Origin of the sequence: Lysinibacillus sp. NPDC096212 (genome assembly GCF_044763105.1) — a bacterium.
Classification (GTDB): Bacteria; Bacillota; Bacilli; order Bacillales_A; family Planococcaceae; genus Lysinibacillus.
In genome coordinates, this window is sequence record NZ_JBIWFQ010000026.1 from 1 (window position 1) to 19891 (window position 19891).

Sequence of the window (19891 nt, forward strand, 5' to 3'; positions counted from 1 at the left end):
TTGAATGTTTGTGTGGTAACTACATTCTACACGAGGTCGTTATGGGCTTCCTTTATATTGACTTCTAGGTGTTGCACTTAATATTACAATCCGTCTTAAGAAAAGGAGTCCGCTTTCATAATCAGCACTTATTAACAAGTGAAGATGTGCGCTATACGCTTGATCGTTTTAAAACAAGTTCTTCACCACATTCTTGGCTTGTGGAAGATATAGACCAAATAGAGTGTCTTTCTCCTTTTACAATTCGCTTTAAGCTTTTTAAACCAAATGCACTTTTCCCTAGATTTCTGAGCTTCCACAATCTCGTTATATTGCCTGTCAATGAGCCATTCGACGAAAATAAGTGGATAGGAACAGGTCCTTTTCAAATTAAAAAACGGACGGATAACTTACTCGTCCTCCAAGCGTTCGACAATTACTTTCTTACTAGACCAATATTAGATGAGATTGAAATTTATCGGGTACCAATTGAAACAACTCACTCTGCTATGTATGAAGTGCAAAATCACAATGAAACGATTACAACTTACCAACATAAACAAGACATTGAAGTGGGATTTCGCTTTTTGTCATTTAATTTCAAACGCAATACTATTGTTCATAATGCTGCGTTTCGAGAGGCTATTTATCATCTTATGGATGTACGGAAATTGTGGAAGGATTTAGGTCGAAGTAATCTTCAAGAAGCGTCCAGCTATTTCTTTTGGAAATCTAAGCACCAAACAAAGGATATTCAGCGCGTTCAATCTTTACTAGAAGAGGCCGGATATCAAGGAGAATTAATAACTGTATATACGCTGGACAAACAAAACTGTGTTGAGGAAGCCGAGTGGGTCAAACAAGAAGCTCGTAAATTCGGTCTTCACTTAGATGTTAAAGTCTACTCAATATCAGATTACTACGATCCTTCTCTTGAAGAAGCCGATTTATTAATGATGGGTGAAGTTGCTTCGATGGATCATCACTTATCTTTTTTAGGTGCATTTTTAAATAAAGCACTTATTTTTAATCGTTTTTTATCTAATGCTCACTTAGAAAATTTGAATGTCTATTTTGAAAAAATAAAGCAAGCAACGGATTGGCAGACAAGAGAATGTTGGATTAACGAGGTTGAATGTTATATACGACAAGAGAATTTATTTTTATATTTAAATCATCCTATTAAAAGCCGTATCTTCCATCCTATGATTAAGGATATCCAATTTGATTCGTTCGGCTTCGTAGATTTTCGAAAGCTTTGGATTAAGTAGTTTAAATTCTCCCGAATAGTATTCACAACAAATATCATATACTTTAAAGAAGTGTATATTTTTGGATAATCACTAAAAATTAGGAACGGAATTTGTTAATACGTAATGTGAGCGAAGCGGCTCATTGGACGCCCCAGAAAAGCGCTCAGTCGGAACGGAAATCAACCACGCGTTTGGTAATGAGCCATATTTTTTTGAAATTTACTTAATAGATTAAAGGTCGTGACTATGAAATTATGAAGGAAAAATTTTCGGGGGAATAGGTGAAAACAACAATGAAAAAAATCTCTGTATATAAAACAATAGTAGTATGTTTATTATTTATTCCATTCTATCTATTTCAACCAGTCTCACAAATCTCTGCAGATTCTGGGGAACAAGACATTAAGCGTACTATAAATAAGTATGTTGAAAACTTTTTAGAAGAGCAGCGAATTCCAGGGGCATCTATTGCTATTGTTCATAAAAATGATATTTTTTATTCTAAATCGTGGGGCGTAACGGGAGAATCCGAAGAAAAGGTAACTGCTGAAACTCCATTTGTAGTTGGTTCTATTAGTAAATCATTAACAGGTTTAGCCATCATGAGATTGGTTGATGCAGGCATTATTCAATTAGATGATCCAGTTCAAAAGTATATGCCATGGTTTACCCTAAAAGATAAACAAGCCGCTTCTCAAATAACGATTAAACAGTTACTTACGCAAACAAGTGGGATAAGCACTTATTCTGGCTTAGCTATATCGGACAAAGAATCTAAAGATTTAAGTGCTATAAAGGAAAATGCAGAAAGTTTATCGAATGTGAAGCTGACTGCTGCTCCTGGAGAAAAACATCAGTATAGTAATGCTAACTTTTCTATTCTTGGAGCTCTCATCGAAGAAGTGACCAATCAACCATTTTCTGAATATATGGAGGAACAAGTTTTTTCTCCATTAGGGATGAAAAGTGCAGCCGCTAATAGTAGCATGGCCTATGAAAAAGGATACTTATCTGGCTATCAATCATGGCTTGGTCACCCTGTCAAAAGCACAGTCACATTTGATAATGGAGGGACACCCTACGGATATATAACGGCAAGTGCAACAGATATGGTGCAGTACATTAAGCTACTTAGTCACCATGAGCATAACGATTTTTTAAGTAAAAATGCGTTGAACCTTTATATATCGCCATTTGTTCAAACTAGTAAATATCGATATTACGGCCTTGGTGTACGAATCTCATATCCAGAATCCAAAGAAGAAATGATATGGCATTCTGGTTCAAATCCTGACGCACGCTCAGAAGTATTTTATCTACCAGAAACTGATTGGGGCGGGGTAATTCTCACTAACAAAAGTCATATATTAGAGGAAAAATCACTTCTTTACTTGAAAGAAGGGATTATTAATATTTTAAATGGGAAAGAGCCCGTTGACGCACCTAAATATAAACCTACATTTCAAGTCATAACAATTGCTATATTATGTTTACTTTTTGTGATGTTTATTTATCTTCTATTAAAGGTTAAAACTAATAAAGGAAGAGTGTCGGGTATATTCGGTTTTATACTTTTAGTTTTGGCCATTATCTCCATTCCATTATTAAGCTATAATACAGGAACACCTTGGCACACTATTAGATATTTTGCTCCCGATATTGCATTTTTGGCCATAGCACTGGTTACCCTTTTAACATTGAATGGCTTATTATCTATCTATATTGCATTTAAACGACGACAAAAAAGACAACTTCTCTAAGTAGGAGTTGTCTTTTTTAGTTATGCTTGTATTATCAAGGAAAAAGCTTCATATCTAAAATTGATTATTCATTCCCTTGACCGTAGCCTGCTTCCGAGGCCATAGCGTCTGCTTTCGTAACATGTACCGTACCAAATGGATGGTTAGGAGGAGCGTATATTGAATAAAGCTTTAATGGCACATTCCCTATATTCGTGACGTTATGCCACGTTCCAGCAGGCACTACTACGGCATAATTTTCGTAGACTTTTCTTTCATAATTTAAATTGTTTTTACTAGGGCCCATTTGAGCAAATCCCTCACCCTGTTCAATATATAAAATTTGATCAACATTTGGGTGTATTTCCAAGCCAATATTATCACCAACATTAATACTCATTAAAGTAATCTGTGAGTTCTTTCCCGTCCACAGAGTAGTACGATACGTATCGTTTTGCTTAGCTGCATCTTTAAGATTGATGACAAGTGGCTGAGGTCCATAATCTTTTAATACAATACTTCCACCATTGGAAAAACGAGAAGGTTCAGCACTGTTCGCATACCCTACCTGATAAGGAGGTGTCCAATAAACAAGCTGATCTCTATAGCTATACATAGGCATGTTTCCGTAATAAGGAATGTAGTACATTTTCTCAATCCCCTCACACATTATAAGGTTATCCTATGCGACTTGTTCTAGAAATGTACTTATACGTATTTCCATCCTATAGTACAACTTAAAAATTTATTTACTCAAAGGTATCCTCATCCTCAGCATACTCTAAAATATCCCCCGGTTGACAATTCAATACTTTACAAATTGCATTTAACGTTGAAAAACGTATTGCCTTTACCTTCCCCGTTTTTAAATTCGATAAATTGACAATCGATATGTCTACTGCTTCTGCAAGCTCACTTAATTGCATTTTTCTATCAGCTAATACACGATCCAATCTTACGATAATCGTCAATTTCTTCACTTCCTATACTGTTGCATCATACTCTTCTTGTAAAAAAGAGCCATATCTAAATATCCTACCAATTGTCCAAACTATAAAACTACATAGTAGTATGCTCCAATTTATATCAAAAAATCTAAAAGAAACGGATTGAATCCATTCAATATTGTCTAATTCATTATTGTTTAAAAACATATGTAATAATGTTGAAACTATATATGCTTGAACCGTATTACTTAAAAAACTTAAAATTAATAAACTATATGCTACTAGCTCTATTCTTTTACTATTTCTAAGAGTAAATACATCCCCAACAATGACTGATTTAACAAATTTCCATAATAAAATAAAAATTGACATAACAATCAAAGTAAAGATCATCGAGAGTAAAATTAATACGATTGTTTCACTTTTATCATAAACAAAATTACTCGTTATATCTTTATTAAAAAAAACAGTTAATCCATTAAATTTAAAAGAAATGTCAATGTTAGAATCTAAAACTAGTTTATTAATCTTCTCACCAGAGACTGTTAAAGCTACAACTAATAACCCAAAGAGTAATAAGATACATGATGCAATGATTACTATAGTAGCTATTAATAATATATTTAATATTCTCAAACTCATTTTAATATTACGAATTGCTAACGATTGATCCATAACTGCTTCTAACACTCCTTATTATTTGTTCTTTATTTATATTCCTTCCCCCAATTATTGTAGGATATATTATTTCACACCTCCGTTTTGTAGATACTTAAAGCTCGGATATAGTATATATTATAAGCTGATTTCACATCGATGTTTAATAACAGCTTCATGAACTATTTTTTTCAATTCGACTTTTTCTCCAATAAAGGACATACTAACATGAATAAGATTTATCATAAACGAACATTCCAAAAAGTATATGAAATGTCTGGAACTTGATATAGTATGTATTTAGGAAAAAATCAATTTGTTTTGGTGGTGTATATATGAAGAAGTTCATTATGGATTTTTTAATGATTGCAATCGGGGCGATGCTTTTTGCACTGGCTGTAAACTTATTTGTTATACCTAATGATTTAGGTGAAGGTGGCGTAACAGGTTTAACAATCATCGCCTATTATTTGTTTGGATGGTCGCCAAGTATTGTGAGCTTTGCGCTAAACGCAGCTTTATTAGTAGTTGGCTATAAGTTTTTAAGTAGGCAAATGACTATTTATACGATTATTGCAGTATCCCTTCATTCACTGTTTTTACATTTAACAGAATCGTGGTCGATTTCTTCAAATGAAATTATTGTGAATGCTATTTTTGGCGGGGTGTTTGCTGGAGTTGGTATAGGCTTAATTATAAGAGTTGGTGGAACAACAGCAGGGTCAACAATCTTAGCTAGAATGACGAACAAATATTTAGGCTGGAGTATTAGTTACGGTTTATTGTTTTTTGATTTAATTGTAGCTTTTTCATCTTACTTTATTATCGGAGCAGAAGCATTAATGCTTACTGTCATTATGCTTTATGTCGGAACAAAGGTGATGGAGTTTGTTATTGAAGGTGTAAACCCGAAAAAGGCAGTTACGATTATTTCGAATAAGCCAGAAGAGATTGCCAGTCATGTGAGTGGTTTTATGAATCGAGGCGTGACAGTTCTATCAGGCCATGGCTATTACACGAAGGAACAAAAAGAGATTCTGTACATTGTTATTAGTAAACAGGAAGTTGTGAAGTTAAAGAAAATTGTCAAAGAAATAGACACGGATGCTTTTATTGCTATTCATGATGTACGAGATGTTTTTGGACATGGATTTATTGAATTATCTAAGGCGTAATTAAGAAACTAAGAAAACACCTTTTGTTGAAAATGGGGATTATCCCTTTAAAAATCAACATAGAGGTGTTTTTTCTATTGAACAATCTTTCACTATTCATACTAATCCCTACGGAGTCGCCCAGCCTCTACTCCAATCAACTTATATACATAGTATACGTTTTACAAATGCATCTAAAATTTCGGCGATGAAGCCTTTATTCCTCAACCTGTAAGGAAATTTCAATAATCCTATCTAAAAGTTGCGTATAAGTAATTCCGGCCGAGGATGCGCTTTTTGGGAGTAGGCTGTTTTTTGTCATCCCTGGCAATGTGTTAACCTCCATGACGTATGGGATTCCATCCTTGATCATCATATCGATTCTGGCATAAACACTACACTTTAATGCGCTATAGCAGGCTTTTGCGGCTTCAGCAACACGTTCATGTATGGCAGGTGGAAGTTCTACAACTTCCTCTATCGTAGTGGCATCCTCATATTTCGCTTTATAGTCAAAGAACTGCGCTGTATGGCGAATTGAAATAATCGGTAATAGCTCCCCGTTTAAAATGGAGCATGTTATTTCTTCACCTTCTATATATTTTTCAATAATGATTTCAGGATCCCATTTGAATACTTCCTCAACCGAAGTGAGTAAAGCATCTTTATCATTAACTATTTTTACCCCTACACTGGAGCCACCCGAATTAGGTTTAACTACTAACGGATAGCCCATCTTATCTAATTCATCAAACTGAAGCTCCTCGATAATCGAATGATGAAGCCAATCCGGTGTTTCAATGCCTTCATAACGTAGAATTTTTTTCGAAATATTTTTATCCATACACATACTACTTGAAAGTATACCACTACCCGTATACTTAACGCCCATAGCCTCTAGTACACCTTGAATCGTACCATCCTCTCCAAATTTGCCATGTAATGCTATTAAAGCAATATCAATATCTCTCACCTTTTCAATAAGCTCTGACGTGTTATTTTCATTTAGTGCAATAGCTACCACTTCGTATTTACTCTTATCTAAATGAGCGATCATTTCTTCCCCTGTCATGATAGAGACCTGCTTTTCTGAGGAAACGCCCCCCATAATAACGCCAACTTTCATATGTTCAACTCCCTATTTCATTTTTCAAAGTATCACCAATAATCTTAATGCCACGCACAATATCCTCTTCTTTTAGCCGAGAAAATCCTAATCGAAATGTGTTACTGCCTTCGCCATTGCTATAAAAAACGTCTCCAGGATAAAAAACAACTCCCCTTTGATAGCACTTCTTCAATAGTGTACGAGCATCCATTCCTTTTTCTAGCTCAATAAAGAGATGAAGTCCACCATCTCCTGTCAGTCTTTTAAAAGGAATGTAATGATGGCAAGCTTGACGGGCTAATTCATATTTTTTCTTATATACGAACTTCGCCTTTTTTAAATATTTTTCAAAATAACCATCCTGTAAATATTGATAAAGCACAGCCTGATCTAATGTCGATGTATGAATAGTACGTGCTCTTTTCATACTTTCCAGACAGTGGATGAGTTCCTTATCAGCTAATATCCATCCAACACGTAAGCCCGGAAAAAGAATTTTAGAAAAGCTACTAATATAAATAACATTGTTGCCCTCACCGATAAAAGTCATTAGCGGTGCTAAATGCGAGCCTGAATAACGTAATTCCTCATTAAAGCCATCCTCCACAATCGGAATTTGATATTGCGAAAAAAGCCTAATAATTTCAGCTCTTTTTTCAGAAGATGTCACAATACCTGTCGGATTATGATAGGACGGGATTAAGTAAGCAAAATCAAATTCCTTTTCCGATAAGCTTTTCTTAACTTGTTCAATATCGATACCATCATCCTTCATGTCGATTCCGTGGATGTCAAATCCGTGTAAGCGAAAAAGCTTTAATGCCGCATGGTGAGTAGGGTTTTCGCAAATAACACGTCCGGATTTTTTACTTAAAGAAGATAATAAAATATCCAAGCCCTCGGTAAAGCCATTCGTAATTAAAATATCTTTATTGGAAATATCTACACCCTTCATTTCCATATAGTGAAGAAGGTACTCGATTAAAGGTTTATAGCCTTTTGCGTATCCGTAATTCAACACGACATCTCCTTCAAGGGACATACGGGTCAAAAAGGCTCTTTTAAAATTTTCAACATCAAAAAGCTTTTCTTCAGGGGCAACACTATTGAAGGAAATCATCCCTTTTTCTCCATGAATATCTTGCTTCATTAAATCTAATTCATCAGCTAACAAAGTAACGTTATTTAGCCTCTCCTTCCAATTAAATTCGACAGATGAAGCTTTCAACGTTTCGACTTTCCCTACAAAATTACCTTTTCCTTTTACAGCATAGATCATGCCCTCTTGCTCTAAATCTGCATATGCATTCAGTACCGTATTTCTACTGATCGATAATAATTTACTAAGTTCACGGGTAGATGGAAGTTTTTGATGCTCCAGCAAGTGTCCCTTCACAATCTTTTCTTTCAAATAATCTTTTAATTGAATATAAACCGGACGATCATCGTTAAGCTTAAAATCATTAAACACTTCCTATACCCCCTTGCTTTATTTTTACATAACTGTATCCAACTCAAAAGGTCCACAGGATAGGGATTTTTCCTTCCTTGTGGTACGATTTCTAGCTCGTAAAAAATTCAATCCTTCAAAATGAAGAATTGCACCTATTATAGGCTAATTATAATTGAGGATAAAAATACATTTTGAAGTCCTTTCTATCATCCCGTTCTTTAAGCAATTAATCATAATTATTTCCCGGGAATAATTGAAAGGACCTAATCTCAAAGCCTTTTATTCACAACATCTTAGCCTTTTGAAGAATCATTTGGATAAACGGCTCTTTTTCCTTTGTGTATGTCGATCGAATCGATATTTAGACGCTAATTGATTTTTTAATACCGCATATTCATTTGCTGCTTTTGGATGTGATCTAAGATAATCAAGGAAAAGTAATTTTTCAGCCCATTCATTACCGTTATATTCACAAATATGTAAATGGATTGTTCCCTGCCCCCATAATCCCTTTCTAAAAAATCTTCTATCCTTAAACTGTAGTTTCGGTACATATTCATAGTCAATTTTACTTAAAGCGTCTATGAAGCTCAGCACTTCATCTAAACTCCGGACACCAACAAGAATATCAATAATCGGTTTCGCTTTTAGTCCCTTTATCGATGTACTTCCAATATGCTCAATACGAATAGCACTATCACCTAAAGCTTTTCCAATTTCGTTTTGTTCAAATGCATATTGTTGCTCCCAATGTGGATTATATTCGGAAAGCTGAACTTTAATTTTCCGCACAAGCTTACCTCCTCATTGATTCTTTTTAAATAAACCTACTAAAAATCCTTCTAGACCGAAATATTGATCTTCATCAGATATGGCTATCATTTTCCGTATTTCTATTTCTTCTAATGATTGAAATATTTCTTTTAGTTGATTTTTGGTATACCCTAATCCGCCTTCTAAGCTACGTTTTCTATATACTTCTTCATCTGAGATGGCGGAACCACCACATGCACCATGTTCCTCAAATGAGCATAAAGCGAAGTAACCATTAGGCTTTAATAATTTATGAATCAATTCAATATACGTCACACGACGATGAGGTGCTATATGATGAAAACAACCTGAATCATAAATAAAATCAAAGCTCTCTTCTTGTAGATTCAGTTCAAAAATATTAGCACAAATGAAATCTACATTTACGTCTGCTTCATCAACCCTTTTTTGCGCCCATTGCAATGCATGATCCGATAAGTCGACACCAACAACTGAACAGCCTTGTTTTGCTAAGTAAATGGCATTTCGTCCAGCGCCACAGCCTAACTCTAAAACTTTATCTGGCTGAATCACCTTTTTTTCAAAATAGCTTACTAGATTTTCATCAGGTTTATTAACAAAAAAAGGTACCTTTTTAAATGTTTGATCATAAAATCCATCCCAAAATCCCTGCGGTTCACGTAATAAATTATCTAATACAACTAGCAATTGTTCATTTGATTTGATTAGCATTTTACGCCTCCAATTTGCATCTATCTAAAAACTAAATATTCTATCTCTTTATTATATGGTATATTCCTCCAAGAATGTTATCAATCTTTCTTCCGAATATAGATAACTATCTCTCCTTCTATTAGTTTTGACACTTCTTAATGTTCATTGAAATACAAAATGTTACACTGAAATGGCTAGCATTTCTCACACTGCTTATCGTAAATGTCTCCACCGCACGTCAACAACAAAAATAAGAACATTCCAAAAAAGAGCTAAACGGCTTAAGCCATTGGACTACATGGCTCAAACCGCTTAAAATCTGTTTATTATTTCCACTGTCTGCTTGTAAGGGAGCAATTCATATTTGGTTACAGAATATCAAAGGAAGGAGTTATCTAATGAACTTAAATCTCAAAGCATTGTTTTCTACTTACCGTCATTATCGAACAAAGCCAACTGAGTTAATGTATGACTTTTTTTATTTCTACCATCAACAAGCAAATGAATGGTTTTCTGTTTCCAAGCAAGAGATTTCACAGCGTGACTACCAATGGCTCACTGTTTTTTATACTGAGATCACTTCCACAATATCTCAACCATCGGAAATCTGGTATGAATTTTTATATTTGAACGGTGACATACCATCTAGGCTATCATATAGCAAAGCTCGCGTTATTCAGCTCATCTTTTTAAATGATAATCCTCCTGCTGAAGAATTAAAAGAAGCTACTTTGAACTTTTTCCAGCAAGATACGGTAGTACTTCAGGTTGCAACAAATCGCTTTCTATTAATTGAGGCTATGGATAGTTCGATTAATAAAAAGGAAGATTTCATTGCACTTATTCGCACAATTGAAACAGATTTTTTCGTTCAAATTCATTTGTATCAAGGCGAAGCTTATGAAATAAATAAGCAATTCCCAAGTAAGTTCCAACGAGAAGCTCAATGGTTCGAGGAATGCTTACATTATAAAAATGCTGAACAATTTTATTCATTTGAAACGATATTCCCTATTTTATTAACGCAACAAATGCCTACTTCCATATTGAAATTTATAGAGGAACAAATTTTAATACCTTTGCAGTCTGATATGGAGTTGCTTGACACAGTCAAGACATTTTACGAATGTGGTTTAAATATTTCTTTGACATCAAAAAAACTACATATTCATCGAAATACTCTTAATTACCGTTTAGCAAAATTTCAAGAAACAACAAATATTTCTACAAAAAATCTAGACGGCGCTATACTCGTCTATATTGCTAGCTTTCTTCGATCAAAATTACAAAATGCACAAAAATAATGACTGAAAATTATGCATTTTAAATATTTAGTTTTCCCCTACATTTTTTATACACTTAAAAAAACAAACAAAGGGGCTATAAACATGGAAAAAATCATACTTAAAAATATTATTAAAACATATGATGGCGGTGTAACAGCTGTATCTGACTTTAATTTAGCGGTTCAAGATCGGGAGTTTATTGCACTTGTTGGGCCTTCCGGTTGTGGGAAATCGACAACATTACGAATGATTGCCGGCTTAGAGGAAATTTCGTCTGGTGATTTTTTAATAGATGGCAAGAAAATGAACAATGTACCTTCTAAGGATCGAGATATCGCGATGGTTTTCCAAAACTACGCACTATATCCGCATATGACAGTATACGATAATATGGCATTTGGCTTAAAGCTTCGCAAGTTTTCTAAGCAGGAAATAAAAGAGCGTGTCCACAATGCAGCTGCAATTCTCGATTTAGAAAAGTATTTAGATCGCAAGCCGAAAGCTCTATCAGGTGGGCAGCGTCAACGTGTAGCACTCGGTCGAGCAATCGTCCGCGATGCAAATATTTTCTTAATGGACGAGCCTCTGTCCAATTTAGATGCAAAGCTTCGCGTACAAATGCGCGCTGAAATTACAAAGCTTCACCAACGATTAAAAACGACTACTATTTACGTAACACACGATCAGACAGAAGCGATGACAATGGCCACTCGTCTCGTTGTAATGAAGGATGGTATAGTTCAACAAATCGGGACACCTGAAGAAGTATATGGAACACCAGAGAACAAATTTGTTGGTGGCTTTATCGGCTCACCATCAATGAACTTCTTTAAAGGAGTATTCCAAGAAAACGGGATTCAGATTGATGATATTACACTAACTATTCCAGCAGAAAAAAGTAAATTATTAAAAGAACGAGGTTATTTACAAAAAGAACTGTTTCTTGGCATTCGACCAGAGCATATTTATGAAAAATCTTCCGTAAATCCCGAACCGTTCTTCACAGCAATTGACGCAAATATTGAAGTATCAGAATTAACAGGTGCTGAGCTGATGCTACATGCACAATTAAATGGTCAGCCTTATATCGCGCGGGTGAACTCCGATACAAAAATTACACAAGGTCAGGTCGCACATCTACTATTTGACATGTCACGCGTTCATTTTTTTGACTTAGAAACAGAGAAACGCATTCGTTAAGGTTAAAGCCTCTGGCGGATGCTACGGAAATCGTAAAGGTGTTCATATAGGATGTTAGCCGTTATCGCATCCATGCGATAACGACTAACCGACCTGCATCGGTAAAAACGCCACGTCCTGTGGCATTACCGAAATGACCGACATCGTGTCGGCCCTCATGTTGTTGCTGTCGCTTCGCTTTCGCACAGACAAAAACATGTTGTTGCCGCTACGTTAGCACTGCGCTTTCGCACAAAAGACATCTGCAGGCCTAAGCATACAGTCGATTCCGGACACAAGTATGCCGAGGCATACTTGATAAATCCGCCCCTTCCCGTAGAAACCTGCGTAAATTTCACCTTCGTATCCTTTAACATTATTAATAGAAAAAGGCAGCAAACAAACTTTCATTTGTTTACTGCCTTTTGTTATTTTATCGCTGCTCCGTAAAGACCCGCTTCACCTTTATGAATGCTGCTTTCAATGATTTGCTCTTTCCCTGCAAAAGGTGTCCCTACAAAATGCTGCTGAATCGCTTCTTTAATATAGTCAATGATTTTAGGATGATGATTAAAAAAGCCTCCTCCTAAAACGATACAATGTGGATCAAGCAGAAAAATTATTTGCTGCAACTGTTTCTCTACGGATTGGACTAATGGCTCCAAAATCTTATCGACGATCGGATTTCCATTGTAGTAAAGTTCCATAATATCCTTCAATAATATCTCAGAATCACCGAGTAGCTTTCTCCCTAATTTTTCAATTGCTGGTCCAGCTACACTTTCTTCTAGTGTAGTTCCGTCATTATCGACAATACTAAAGCCAATTTCACCAGCTAATCCGGTTCCCCTTAAAAATTCACCATTGACAACCGTACAGCAAGAAATACCGGTGCTTAATGTAACATATACCATCGTTTCTTTGGAGAACTCTCTAGCTCGATATTCTCCCCATGTTGCTATATACACATCGTTGTCCATTTTAATATGAGCATGTGGGAACACTTCAGTTAAACGCGTACAAATCGGAAAGTTCTCCCAAGGTATATTATTTTGATAAACCGCGATACCTTTTTCAATATCAACGATACCAGGCACACCAATAGATACCTTTGAAATTTCATTAAAAGTAACTTCCTTTTCTGCACATAGCTGTGCAAAGCTATCAATCAAACAAGCAAATAAAGCTTCTCGATTTGTTTTATCACTAGCCACTTCTCTTGTGCTCAACAATTGCTGATGTATATCAAATAAAGCCGCTGCTAATTTTGTTCCACCTACGTCTGCTACTAAAATGTAACTCATCTTTTCACCGCCAATTTTCTTATCCCACATTAACGACCAGTAGTGTCTGATTGATTCGGGATAACTGGACGTTAATTACACAATAACTTTTACCTATTCACTGAATGAAGTGTTTCATTTAAAGGCTTACCACTTGCGTTAAATTACGTGGTTTATCTGGATCATAGCCTTTGAATATTGCGCGTTGATACGCTAACAACTGGAAATATGGAACTACTTCAACAAGTCGATTCAAGTCATCTATTTCTTCTGAAAGTCTAATGATTAAATCTGCTTCCAAGTCTGCTGATGCTATACCAATTACAGCAACAAAACCACCAAGCTTTTGAATATCTTTTATTAACGCTTGATCGAAGTCCTTGGTTTCGTTTTGTGTAAATAAAATAACAACCGTTTCTTTATCGACAATAGAAATTGGGCCGTGGCGGAATTCTAAATTAGAATAGCTTTCACATTCTGTTTGTGTCATTTCCTTTAGCTTTAACGTTGCCTCTTTAGCTAATCCGTTATAAGCACCTGACCCTAAAAAGATAAAGCGTTTTTTCGTTAAATCCTCTGTCACTAGCTTTAACTGCTCTCCATTGCCTAATGCTGTTTTAACAAGTGCAGGGATTTTTTCTAATTGTTTCATCAATTCAGCACGTTGACTAATCTTTGCCGCGTATAGTTGAAGCGCATATAACATATTAGAAAATGATTGCGTCATTACAACACTTTTTTCTGAAATATCGTTTAAGGCAATCACTTCATCTGCTACTTCAGCCAATGGTGTATCACCATTACACGTAGCTGCCATTGTACGTATATTCTCTACTCCGTTCAAATGCTCCAATGCCATAATAATTTCAGAAGTTGTTCCTGAGCGTGAAATACCGATAATATTATACTTTTTATTTGATAGAATATGGGTATCCGTGTGTAAAAATAACTCAGATGCTGGGACTGCTACCGCTACTTCTCCTGTAGCCGATTGGTAATAACGTGCTGCTGCAATTGCTAAATAGAATGATGTTCCACATCCTGTGAAAAGAACTATGTCTACAGGATCTTCATTGAGTGTAAGCGACTGAACAATCTCTTTTGTTTTACCTAATTGTTGAGCTTGTTTCATAATCTCATTATACGTGTGCATAAATAAAACCCCTATCTCTCTTTAATTTTAGTTATTTGTAGCTCTTTGATGAGACTTTGAACAGTCCCCTTTTGTACTTTCGCAATTTCTTTTTCGCCTGCATTTGCAGAGCCACATGCAACAGCCCATTTATATGCCTCTGTACAGTCCACACCTTCTGAAAGCTTATAGACAAGTCCTCCTAAAAACGCATCACCGCTACCAACTGTATTTACAACATTAATTTTCGGTGCATTTACTTGATAAACCCCTGAACGATTAACAAATAAAGCGCCTTTTTCGCCCAACGAAAAACATACATGCTCAATTCCTAAATCCTGTATTTTTTCACCAGCTTGAATTAAGTCGTCTTGTGCTACAGCCTGCTTCCCGATTAATTGAACAATTTCATCCTCATTAGGTTTAATAATAAAAGGTATTGCTTCAACGCCTTGCTTCAAAGCTTCTCCGCTCGTATCGAGAGCAACCCGAACACCTTTTTGTTTTAATAATCGAATAATCATTGCATAAGCAGCCATCGGTACACCCTTAGGTAGACTTCCTGAGAGCACGAAATATTCAGAACACTGCGTTTGGGTTTCAATCCAATTCAGCATTTCTTGCCATTCATGCTGGTGAATCGTTGGCCCGTCTTCTAAAAGCTCGGTCATTTCCTTCGTTTGCTTATTTGAAACGGTTAGGCAAATTCGACTTTCGCCTTCTATTTGAATAAATCCTGTTTGCATTTTCTCTTCTTTTAAAAGTGCCTTTATTTTTTCCCCATTTAGTCCACCAACGAAACCACCAACGAACACTTCACCACCTAGCGTTTGAATGACGCGTCCGACATTAATGCCTTTTCCCCCACCTTGCTGCAGCCTCTGCAATACACGATTTGTCTCACCAAGCATTAAAGAATTCATTTCATATACTTGATCGATGGCTGCATTTAAAGTTATCGTCGTAATCATTTTTGTAACATCACAATCTTTTGCTCTACTAACTCAATTAATGCCTCCCGTGCAGGAAGAAAATACTTTCTAGGATCATTTTCTGTCGGATTTTCTAAAAAGAAGGCTCTTAATTGCTCGGCAAATAAATCTTTTAGCTCTGTTGAAAAATTCACTTTCGCAATACCGCAATTTAAAGATTTACGTACGCTTTCTTCTGGTACACCTGATGCACCATGCATTACTAATGGCACATTTGTAGCACGGTGAATTTCCTGCAGTAGTTCGAATTGTAGCTGTGGTTCTTGCTTATACTTACCGTGTGCTGTGCCAAAAGCTGGCGCGAACGATTGGATACCTGTTTCATTCACAAAGCGTTCAGCTAGTTTAGGATCCGTGAAAAAGGCCATTTTTTCGTCAACCGTTACATCATCTTCTACACCACCAATTGTTCCAAGCTCTGCTTCGACAGGTACATTAATTGCACTTGCAGCATCTACAACTCTTTTCACAAGATTAATATTTTCCTTAAAAGGCAATGTAGAACCATCAATCATCACCGACGTATAGCCTGCTCGTAAACATTCCATTACAACTTTATATGACTCACCGTGATCTAAATGTAGGGCTACTGGTACTTTTGCTTGTTCAGCAGCTGTTTTGGCAAGCGCAATCATATAATGCATTTCTACATATTTATAAGTGCTTGAAGTCGTTTGTAAAATAACAGGTGCACCTACTTTCTCTGCTCCTACAATAACCGCTTTAATAATTTCCAAATTATGCGCCCCGAAAGCACCAATTGCATAATTATTTCTATAAGCGTCTTCTAACATTTCTTTCGTCGTTACTAGTGGCATAATCGAGTTCCTCCCTCAATGGGTTGTTGGTATGATTTATAGTATAAAAATTCAGATAACTTATGTGACATTATTAAAAACAATTATGTCAATGAGCTTAAAATGCCTATAAAGTATGAACTCACCGACAAAACAAATGGGTTGATTTCCGTTCCGACTGAGCACTTTCCAGAGTCGCCCGATTAGCAGTTTAGGCCAAAAGGATGTTAGGTACGAAGGCGTTATCACAGGACACGATACTTTTAGCCTTCGTTCCTCTATAAGTTTGAAGCAGAATCATCTCTGTGATTGCCAAGGAGTCGCTCAGTCTTGCACTCCAATCAAACACTACACTTAGCATGTATCTTTTAGCATGATATTCCATTTTTATAACGATAAACGGAACTTCTTCACGTCTGTGCGAAAGCAAAGTGTCAGAAGCAACGTAAGCGGAAAAAGCACTCGCCCCTCAGCGAGTAGTCAAAGAAACAGAAATAACCCACATTTTAAATACCAGCATTCACAAAGATTCCTTGGACTTTTTATTCTTTAACACTATAAAACTCATAGAGAGGAACTATGAGTTTAATTTAATTCTGTATAAAACCGGCAGCGATCGCCTCTTACTATTGAAATGCAAAATTCAACTGGCTTTCCTGAAGTATCAAATGCAGTACGTTCTAGTAATAAAGCGGGTTTTCCTGCCTCCGTTTTCAACAAATGCGCCTCATCTCTACTAATGAGAACAGGTTCGAAAGCTTCTTTTGCCCTCACAACGATAATGTCAAAACGTTGTGCTAATAGGCTATACAAGGAAGAGGAACTAACCTCATGTAATATTTCACTATCCTTGATGATACTTTTAGGTAAAAATGACGATTCTAAAACAATTGGTTCATTATCGGCAAAACGTAAGCGTTTCATTTCAATGACTTGTTCATCTTCACCTAATTCAAGACTGTGTCTAACCTTTGTTGAAGGGAATACTTCCTGAATCTCAAGTACTTCATCTCTTGGGTTTAGACCTTTTTCTTGAAGCACACGACTAAAACTATAAAAACCACCCAGCGATTGTTCAAACCTTGGCTTCGCAACAAAAGTTCCTTTCCCTTGAATGCGGTATAATTTTCCTTCTTGTACTAATTCTTCTATTGCTTTCTTTGCAGTATTTCGACTGACGCGAAACATCTCCATCAATTGATTTTCAGAATCAATTTTATCCTCTGGCTTCCACTCACCCGATTGAATCTTAGCAGATAATCTTTGTTTCAATTGATGATATAGCGGGATTACACTAGCTTGATCTAACGGTTTCATCTTCTACTCATCCTTCTCCTAGGTTTTGTTATCAATATATCATCTAATCAAAAAGATGCCTATCGATATATCAATTCTTTTCAAAGGCAAGATTCCCTAAGCAAAAGGTTTTCTCTATTTCTCCCTCAGCATTAAGCCAAACAACATCTGCATCTTTCCCTACAGCGAGAGAGCCTTTACGATCAGAAACTTCTAAATGGATTGCTTGATTTAGAGAAACGAGACGAACTTGTTCGATTAGTGAAAGTGTCAGCCACTCTTCTATGTTTTTTCTTGCTGTATTCATATTCAACACACTTCCTGCTAAGGAGCCTGTTTTACGTTGAATACAGCGATTATCAAACACTTCTACTTCTTCGCCACCTAATGTATAAATACCGTCTGGCATTCCCTTTGCACGCATACCATCAGTAATGACAAGCATGCGATTCAAACCTTTCATTTTACGAATCATCAACAGCAAATCTTTATGAAAATGTATATTATCTGGAATCAGTTCAACATAGACATCATCTTCTAATAGCACTGCCCCTACAACACCTGGTTCGCGATGATGAATGCCTCTCATTCCATTAAATAGATGGGTTGCATGTGTAATACCTGCTCTTATGGCACAGATAGTCATATCATAGTTAGCATCGGAGTGACCAATAGATGCGATCACATCTTTACTTTTCAATGCCCGAAGTAATTCAAAATTCACATCTTCCTCTGGTGCAAATGTAACCAAGCGAATTAATTGATTTGACTTGTCGTATAAATCATTAAATTGCCTAGCATTTGGTTTTAAAATTGATTCCTCTGGCTGCGCTCCCTTTTTTGATCGATTGATAAACGGACCTTCCAGGTGAATTCCTAACATTTCAGCTACCGCAGTAGGCTGTTCTTTGTTATAAAACGCAAGTGCTTCGATAGCAGCTTCAATTTCTGACATAGGGCTTGTCGTCGTTGTTGCTAAAAAGGCTGTTACACCTTCGCTTGCTAAATATTTTGCAATTTTTGCATAATCAGCAGGGGCGCCATCCATAAAGTCATGCCCTAAAGCACCATGTACATGTATATCGATCATCCCGGGAATAATATAGCCTTGTTGCTGACAATCAATAATATTGTCAGACGATATCAATGGAGGGCAATTATTCATTTGATCGATTACTGCAATTTCCCCATCTACCATTTGTAAAAAACCATTCGCTAAAATGCCATCTTCCATCACAATATTGGCATGAATGATCCATGTCTTGTTCATGAAGTCACCCCTTCATTGGGATAATGCTCTGATTTTATTTGTGCTTCAGCTTCCGTTTTCTTTTTGAAAATATGCGATGACATCCAAGATAAAAATAAAGCTGTTAAACTAACGCCGAAAAACGGCAATAATCCTGGAATCCAACTAAAAATGCGATATAATACGGCAATCCCTGCAATAGAGCCGATCATTTGAAGTGGGTATGCTACGCTAAATAATATCGAAACAGCAAAGTAACGGATGGATGGTAGCTCATAATGAGCGTAAATTTGAAAAATATTCAATACCATAATGCAAAATAGAATACTAATCGTTACAAATAAGGTAAGCAATAGTAAACCTATCATCCCATGAAACGACGAAATTATCTGGAAATTAATTGTTAAAAAGTAGCCGATACCTAAAATAACAATACCTATTTTATTCGATGAAATAAACTCTATTTTATATGTCTTCCAATATGTTTTGACAAGTAGTTTTAAATCGTCCTCCCCTTGCAACCTTTTACGTAATGTTGTAAACATCGCAACAGTTGCGGGAGTAATTCCGAATAAAATAAGTCCAAGTAAGGTTAAGCCAATCCACATTAACTGTAACACTGCTAACAATGTTATTAACTCAACTGTCCAGTATAATTTCCCTTTCCATCCTTCAAATTTCATTTACTTTGCCTCCCTACAATAGAAATCCATGCACGACTAAATTCGCCGCGTATGTCTCATTCTTATCCCACATTAACCGGCAGTCAGGCATCTGCATCAAAAGAATAAATAAATTGAAGCTCAACTGCCAGTAAATGTTCGATTAGTTCCAGACAATAGGTTGTTGGTCACACAAGCGTTTTCATAGGAAGTGAGAGTTTTAGCTTGTGTTCTTTT

19 protein-coding genes are annotated in these 19891 nt (G+C 36.1%); 5 read left to right on the forward strand and 14 right to left on the reverse strand.

Annotation, left to right across the window (positions count from 1 at the left end):
• Nucleotides 1-71: 71 nt before the first annotated feature.
• Together ACIQ7T_RS21020 and ACIQ7T_RS21025 are read left to right on the forward strand one after the other, a co-directional pair.
• The gene (locus tag ACIQ7T_RS21020; RefSeq protein ID WP_402873244.1) at nucleotides 72-1250 is read left to right on the forward strand and encodes an ABC transporter substrate-binding protein; all 1179 of its coding nucleotides are present in this window, start codon (nucleotides 72-74) and stop codon (nucleotides 1248-1250) included.
• A gap of 275 nt (nucleotides 1251-1525) precedes the next feature.
• Nucleotides 1526-2992 carry a serine hydrolase domain-containing protein gene (locus tag ACIQ7T_RS21025; RefSeq protein ID WP_402873338.1) on the forward strand — a complete coding sequence of 489 codons (1467 nt, stop codon included), beginning with the start codon at nucleotides 1526-1528 and terminating at the stop codon, nucleotides 2990-2992.
• A 64-nt stretch (nucleotides 2993-3056) separates the two neighbouring features.
• On the opposite strand, the gene ACIQ7T_RS21030 is transcribed toward ACIQ7T_RS21025, so the two are convergent.
• The 3 genes from ACIQ7T_RS21030 to ACIQ7T_RS21040 all read right to left on the reverse strand — a co-directional run bounded on the left by ACIQ7T_RS21030 (nucleotide 3057) and on the right by ACIQ7T_RS21040 (nucleotide 4593).
• On the reverse strand, nucleotides 3057-3620 hold the full coding sequence (locus ACIQ7T_RS21030; RefSeq protein ID WP_370077275.1) for a cupin domain-containing protein: 564 nt from the start codon (nucleotides 3618-3620) through the stop codon (nucleotides 3057-3059).
• A 100-nt stretch (nucleotides 3621-3720) separates the two neighbouring features.
• Nucleotides 3721-3942: a helix-turn-helix domain-containing protein gene (locus ACIQ7T_RS21035; RefSeq protein ID WP_370077277.1), complete on the reverse strand. Its 222-nt coding sequence runs from the start codon at nucleotides 3940-3942 to the stop codon at nucleotides 3721-3723.
• A gap of 12 nt (nucleotides 3943-3954) precedes the next feature.
• Nucleotides 3955-4593: a DUF2975 domain-containing protein gene (locus ACIQ7T_RS21040; RefSeq protein ID WP_402873247.1), complete on the reverse strand. Its 639-nt coding sequence runs from the start codon at nucleotides 4591-4593 to the stop codon at nucleotides 3955-3957.
• A gap of 317 nt (nucleotides 4594-4910) precedes the next feature.
• Between ACIQ7T_RS21040 and ACIQ7T_RS21045 the strand changes: the two genes are divergently transcribed.
• A complete protein-coding gene (locus tag ACIQ7T_RS21045; protein ID WP_370077281.1) occupies nucleotides 4911-5750 on the forward strand; it encodes a YitT family protein in 840 nt (279 codons plus the stop codon).
• A gap of 196 nt (nucleotides 5751-5946) precedes the next feature.
• On the opposite strand, the gene ACIQ7T_RS21050 is transcribed toward ACIQ7T_RS21045, so the two are convergent.
• The 4 genes from ACIQ7T_RS21050 to ACIQ7T_RS21065 form a co-directional block, all read right to left on the reverse strand.
• Nucleotides 5947-6855 carry a D-alanine--D-alanine ligase gene (locus ACIQ7T_RS21050; RefSeq protein WP_402873249.1) on the reverse strand — a complete coding sequence of 303 codons (909 nt, stop codon included), beginning with the start codon at nucleotides 6853-6855 and terminating at the stop codon, nucleotides 5947-5949.
• 4 nt (nucleotides 6856-6859) lie between these two features.
• A complete protein-coding gene (gene pdxR / locus ACIQ7T_RS21055; RefSeq protein ID WP_402873251.1) occupies nucleotides 6860-8308 on the reverse strand; it encodes a MocR-like pyridoxine biosynthesis transcription factor PdxR in 1449 nt (482 codons plus the stop codon).
• Nucleotides 8309-8599: 291 nt separating this feature from the next.
• Nucleotides 8600-9082 (reverse strand): GrpB family protein, encoded by a 483-nt coding sequence (locus tag ACIQ7T_RS21060; protein ID WP_402873254.1) that lies wholly within the window; start codon nucleotides 9080-9082, stop codon nucleotides 8600-8602.
• Nucleotides 9083-9094: 12 nt separating this feature from the next.
• Nucleotides 9095-9796, reverse strand: a complete 702-nt coding sequence (locus ACIQ7T_RS21065; RefSeq protein ID WP_402873256.1) for a class I SAM-dependent methyltransferase — start codon at nucleotides 9794-9796, stop codon at nucleotides 9095-9097.
• A gap of 380 nt (nucleotides 9797-10176) precedes the next feature.
• Between ACIQ7T_RS21065 and ACIQ7T_RS21070 the strand changes: the two genes are divergently transcribed.
• Together ACIQ7T_RS21070 and ACIQ7T_RS21075 are read left to right on the forward strand one after the other, a co-directional pair.
• Nucleotides 10177-11082, forward strand: a complete 906-nt coding sequence (locus ACIQ7T_RS21070; RefSeq protein ID WP_402873259.1) for a PucR family transcriptional regulator — start codon at nucleotides 10177-10179, stop codon at nucleotides 11080-11082.
• Nucleotides 11083-11166: 84 nt separating this feature from the next.
• Entirely contained in the window at nucleotides 11167-12264 is a 1098-nt protein-coding gene (locus tag ACIQ7T_RS21075; protein WP_370077291.1) for an ABC transporter ATP-binding protein, read from the forward strand.
• A 407-nt stretch (nucleotides 12265-12671) separates the two neighbouring features.
• On the opposite strand, the gene ACIQ7T_RS21080 is transcribed toward ACIQ7T_RS21075, so the two are convergent.
• The 7 genes from ACIQ7T_RS21080 to ACIQ7T_RS21110 form a co-directional block, all read right to left on the reverse strand.
• A complete protein-coding gene (locus ACIQ7T_RS21080; protein WP_370077293.1) occupies nucleotides 12672-13547 on the reverse strand; it encodes an ROK family protein in 876 nt (291 codons plus the stop codon).
• A gap of 118 nt (nucleotides 13548-13665) precedes the next feature.
• Nucleotides 13666-14679: an SIS domain-containing protein gene (locus tag ACIQ7T_RS21085; protein WP_402873263.1), complete on the reverse strand. Its 1014-nt coding sequence runs from the start codon at nucleotides 14677-14679 to the stop codon at nucleotides 13666-13668.
• Between the two features lie 11 nt (nucleotides 14680-14690).
• The gene (gene pfkB / locus ACIQ7T_RS21090; RefSeq protein WP_402873266.1) at nucleotides 14691-15629 is read right to left on the reverse strand and encodes a 1-phosphofructokinase; all 939 of its coding nucleotides are present in this window, start codon (nucleotides 15627-15629) and stop codon (nucleotides 14691-14693) included.
• Nucleotides 15626-16468 carry a class II fructose-bisphosphate aldolase gene (locus tag ACIQ7T_RS21095; RefSeq protein WP_402873269.1) on the reverse strand — a complete coding sequence of 281 codons (843 nt, stop codon included), beginning with the start codon at nucleotides 16466-16468 and terminating at the stop codon, nucleotides 15626-15628. The genes pfkB and ACIQ7T_RS21095 overlap by 4 nt, the downstream gene beginning before the upstream one ends.
• A gap of 564 nt (nucleotides 16469-17032) precedes the next feature.
• Nucleotides 17033-17764: a GntR family transcriptional regulator gene (locus ACIQ7T_RS21100; protein WP_370077300.1), complete on the reverse strand. Its 732-nt coding sequence runs from the start codon at nucleotides 17762-17764 to the stop codon at nucleotides 17033-17035.
• 70 nt (nucleotides 17765-17834) lie between these two features.
• Nucleotides 17835-19013: an N-acetylglucosamine-6-phosphate deacetylase gene (gene nagA, locus ACIQ7T_RS21105; protein WP_370077302.1), complete on the reverse strand. Its 1179-nt coding sequence runs from the start codon at nucleotides 19011-19013 to the stop codon at nucleotides 17835-17837.
• Nucleotides 19010-19675 carry a YesL family protein gene (locus ACIQ7T_RS21110; protein WP_370077304.1) on the reverse strand — a complete coding sequence of 222 codons (666 nt, stop codon included), beginning with the start codon at nucleotides 19673-19675 and terminating at the stop codon, nucleotides 19010-19012. The genes nagA and ACIQ7T_RS21110 overlap by 4 nt, the downstream gene beginning before the upstream one ends.
• Nucleotides 19676-19891 lie beyond the last annotated feature (216 nt).